At 65.9% G+C, this 3,788-nt stretch carries 5 protein-coding genes; 1 reads left to right on the forward strand and 4 read right to left on the reverse strand.

All coding sequences use genetic code 11. The annotated features are described in order from the left end of the window. Positions 1–73: 73 nt before the first annotated feature. Positions 74–841 (forward strand): transposase, encoded by a 768-nt coding sequence (locus KUM38_RS33035; protein ID WP_217134984.1) that lies wholly within the window; start codon positions 74–76, stop codon positions 839–841. A 27-nt stretch (positions 842–868) separates the two neighbouring features. Here KUM38_RS33035 and KUM38_RS33040 read toward each other — a convergent pair whose 3' ends face one another. The 4 genes from KUM38_RS33040 to KUM38_RS33055 all read right to left on the reverse strand — a co-directional run bounded on the left by KUM38_RS33040 (position 869) and on the right by KUM38_RS33055 (position 3,612). After that, positions 869–1,513, reverse strand: a complete 645-nt coding sequence (locus KUM38_RS33040) for a hypothetical protein (RefSeq protein ID WP_217134986.1) — start codon at positions 1,511–1,513, stop codon at positions 869–871. Between the two features lie 96 nt (positions 1,514–1,609). After that, entirely contained in the window at positions 1,610–2,170 is a 561-nt protein-coding gene (locus tag KUM38_RS33045; protein WP_217134988.1) for a transposase, read from the reverse strand. Beyond that, positions 2,167–2,682, reverse strand: coding sequence for a winged helix-turn-helix domain-containing protein (locus KUM38_RS33050; protein WP_217134990.1), 516 nt, complete (start codon positions 2,680–2,682; stop codon positions 2,167–2,169). The genes KUM38_RS33045 and KUM38_RS33050 overlap by 4 nt, the downstream gene beginning before the upstream one ends. 78 nt (positions 2,683–2,760) lie before the next feature. Beyond that, complete coding sequence (locus KUM38_RS33055; protein WP_217134992.1) at positions 2,761–3,612, reverse strand: IS5 family transposase; 852 nt, start codon at positions 3,610–3,612, stop codon at positions 2,761–2,763. Positions 3,613–3,788 lie beyond the last annotated feature (176 nt).

Genomic DNA, 3,788 nt, shown 5'->3' on the forward strand with positions numbered 1-3,788 from the left:
CGACTCAGGTCACTAGGGTGGCCTGGCTAAGAGGTGTCCCGTAGCTGCCGGTCATGGGTGAGATGATCTTGATGTGGCTGGTGTGATCACGGCGTCGGAGCCGTCTTGGATACGTCCGTTCACCGGGCTGAGCCCGCGCTCATTCGGCAGGTTGGTGACCGCGGTGCAGCGCGAGAGCGCAGCCGAACCACGGACGGGTCGTCCGTGGGGTCTGTCGCTTGAGGACCGTATTCTCCTGGTCGCCGCCTACTGGCGCACCAACTTGACCATGCGCCAACTGGCTCTGCTGTTCGGGACCTCGAAGTCGGCGGCCGATCGGATCATCGACCACATCGGCCCCCTGCTGGCCTTGCCGCCCCGACGCCGGTTCGCGAGGGGCACTGTTCTGATCGTGGACGGGACGTTGGTGCCCACCCGCGATCACGCGGTGGCCGAGCAGTCGAAGAACTATCGGTACTCCACCAACCACCAGGTCGTCATCGATGCCGACACCCGCCTGGTCGTCGTGGTCGGACGGCCGCTGCCCGGCAACCGGAACGACTGCAAGGCGTGGGAGGAATCAGGGGCCAAGTCAGCGGTCGGACGGACGACCGTGATAGCTGACGGCGGCTACCCAGGGACTGGATTGATCATGCCGCACCGCCGCACCAAGAGCGAGAAAATGCCCGACTGGAAGCGGGAGCACAACCGCTCACACAAGCAGGTCCGCGCACGAGTGGAGCACGTCTTTGCTCGAATGAAGACCTGGAAGATCCTCCGCGACTGCCGGCTCAAAGGCGACGGCGTCCACCACGCCATGCGCGGCATCGCCCGCCTGCACAACCTCAACCTTGCTGGATAGGACCACAGCCGAACTCCTGCAGGTTTCTCACCCGCGTCCGCCGGCGGGGCGCGGAGTGTGTCGCGGCCACTGCGCGCCCACCTGTTCCACCACAGCGGCTCGGAAGGCTTCCAAAAGGACGCCTCCGGGGTACGTCCCAAACGCTCGGTACTTCCAGCGGTAGTAGCACGACCAGTAGCTCACCACGCGCCGCTCCGTGCGCGCGAAGAAGGCCGGATTCCGAGCGATGAACTCACCGTAGGCACGGCGCTGGGCCGAACCCGGGTGCGCGAGCCCGGGTAGGCCCCGGCCGATCGCCTCGATGATCTCCAGCACGTACTCGCCGGCCAACTGCATTACAAACGGGACCACCCACGGCTCGCCCGACGCCACGATCCGCTCAAGGTGCCGCTGGCGAACCCGGCCATCGTGGTGTCGGGAGTACAGGCAGTGCAGAATCACCTGTTGTGTCTCGGACAGTTGCCCATCCGAGCCGACGCCCGGTTCCTCGTTGTAGATGCGCGACGGGATGGCGATGGTCTCGCCCTGCACCTCAACCTCGAAGGGCATCATCGGCGCGAGCCTGGCCTCCGGCATGACCGCTAGGACGCTGCGCACGTCGCCGGCAAGACGGGTTGGAAACGCTGCCGTCAGTGCATGGGCGACGTTCGACGGGTCCCGGGGCAGCTGCACCACAGGAGGATATGCGGCGAACCTCTCGGTCACTCAACCGCCCGCCTCAACGTTGCGGGACAGCCCTTACTGAGTTTTTCGTTAGTTCTGTGGTGTTTAGGGGTGAATGATCAGGCCGGTGTGGGTGAGGAAGGACCACGGGAGTTGCTCGCTGGAGCAGACGCGGTGGATGCCGCGTTCGGCTGCGTCGGCGACGTCGGCGAGGTGGTCGCCGGCGAGGTTGGCCAGCTCGCGGGTCTTGATGGCCGACCACAGCAGTTCGACCGGGTTGAGTTCGGGTGCGTAGGCCGGCAGCCGTTCGAGGGTGAGCCAGTCCTGCTCGGCCGCCCAGGCCCGCATGCCCCGGCTCCAGTGGGCGGACAGTCCGTCCCATACCAACACCACCGGCTCACCGGCGTAGAAGGTCTTGATCTGTTCCAGCACCTCGATCAGGGAAGTGGTGTCGTAGCTGCCCGGCTTGAGGTGGAAGCACAGCCGCGGGCCGCGTTCGGGGTCGGCGGCGTGATAGCCCAGCGCGGCGGCCATCCCGGCACGTTTCCAGTTCAGCCGGTGCCGCAGAGTAGGGGTGCGGCCACGGGGCGCGTAGGTGCGACGCACCTCGGGCAGCAGCGATACGCCCGATTCGTCGAGGAACACGATCCAGGCACGTTTCTTCACCGCCCCTTTTTGATGCGCGGCCACTCGTGGGCGACCCATCGGGCGATCTCACACTCGTCCCGCTCGACGGCCTGACGCCGGGGCCGCTGCAGACTCCACCCCAGCCGCCCGGTCAGCAGACGCCATACCGAGGCCCGGGCCAACATCACCCCGGTCACCCGCTCAACCACCACACCGACCCGTTCCAGCGTCCACAGGTCCGCCGCGAACCCGTGCGCCCGGGCGCCCTGCTCCAAGGCGGCGCGCACCGCTTCGACCTGGGCCTCATCCAGCTTGGGCGGCCGACCGGTAGCCGGACGCCGCCGCAATGCCTCAGCCCCGCCCTGCTCCCACCGGCGTTTCCACCGGCGCACACTCTCCGGGTGCATCCCCACTGCCCGGGCAACCTCGGACGAAGGACGTCTCTGCTCGAACAACTCGGCCGCGCGCATGCGACGAGCCTCGGCCAACTGCGGCCGTGTCAACGGCAGAACGGAGACATCAGCAACAGCATCCTGCGGCTTGGAAGACACACCATCATGCTCACACTGCCGAAGCCCCCACCACCACAGAACTAACGAAAAACTCAGTAGAGGGCATCTGATCAATGTTCACGCTGTTCTGGCGGTCATGTCCGTTTCGATTCGCCACGTTGGCGTGGATTCCCCCGTGAGCTCGCGGGACATTTTGTTAGCCATCGCCCAGTGGATCATCGCCCGGGACCTCTGCGGGAGGGCTTCGTAGTCCCGCGCCAGGCGGCGGTGCTGCATCAGCCAGCCGAAGGTCCGCTCGATCACCCACCGTTTCGGCAACGGTTCGAACCCCTTCGTCCGTGGCCGCTGCACGACCTCCACATCGATCCCCAGGCAGGCGCCGTGGTTGAGGACGCTGCTCTGGTAGCCGCCGTCGGCCCAGACCTTCGACACGGTGGGGTGGGCTGCCGCTAGGTCGTCGAGCAGGAGCTTGCCGCCGGTGGTGTCGTGCACGGACGCGGCAGTGACCAGCACGGCCAGGACCAGACCGAGGGTGTCGGTGATGACGTGCCGTTTGCGTCCCTTGATCTTCTTGCCGGCGTCGATGCCCTGACCGGTCTCGGCCACGTTTGCCGAGGTCTTCACGCTCTGCGCGTCGATCACGGCCGCGGTCGGCTGGGTGCTGCGGCCATGGGATCGACGGGTCTTGTCCCGTAACAGGTCATGGACCTGCTGGGTGGTGCCGTCGGCTTCCCACTTGGCGTAGTAGTCGTAGACGGTCTTGTACGGCGGGAAGTCGTGGGGCAGGTACTCCCATGGGATGCCGGTGCGGTTGACGTACAGGATGGCGTTGACGATCTCCCGCAGGTCGTGCACTCGAGCCGCTGTGCCGGGTCCGGTTCTCCTGGCACGCCAGGCGGTGAAGACCGGTTCGATCAAGGCCCAGCGGGCGTCGGAGACATCACTGCGGTACGGACGACGAGCACTCACACCTCGCCCAACGACCGCCAACGCCAGCAGTCACAAAACCATCCCTAACTACCAGCTACATAGATCAGATGCCCTCTAAGAGGTCGTTTTCACCTGTAATGCATTGTTATAGCCGGTTTTCTGCGGTGGGCTGGTGTGGTGTTGATGAGGCTGCCGATCCAAGTGGGGCTCAGGGG

The sequence above is a fragment of the Streptomyces sp. AC558_RSS880 genome, assembly GCF_019049255.1.
Classification (GTDB): domain Bacteria; phylum Actinomycetota; class Actinomycetes; order Streptomycetales; family Streptomycetaceae; genus Streptomyces.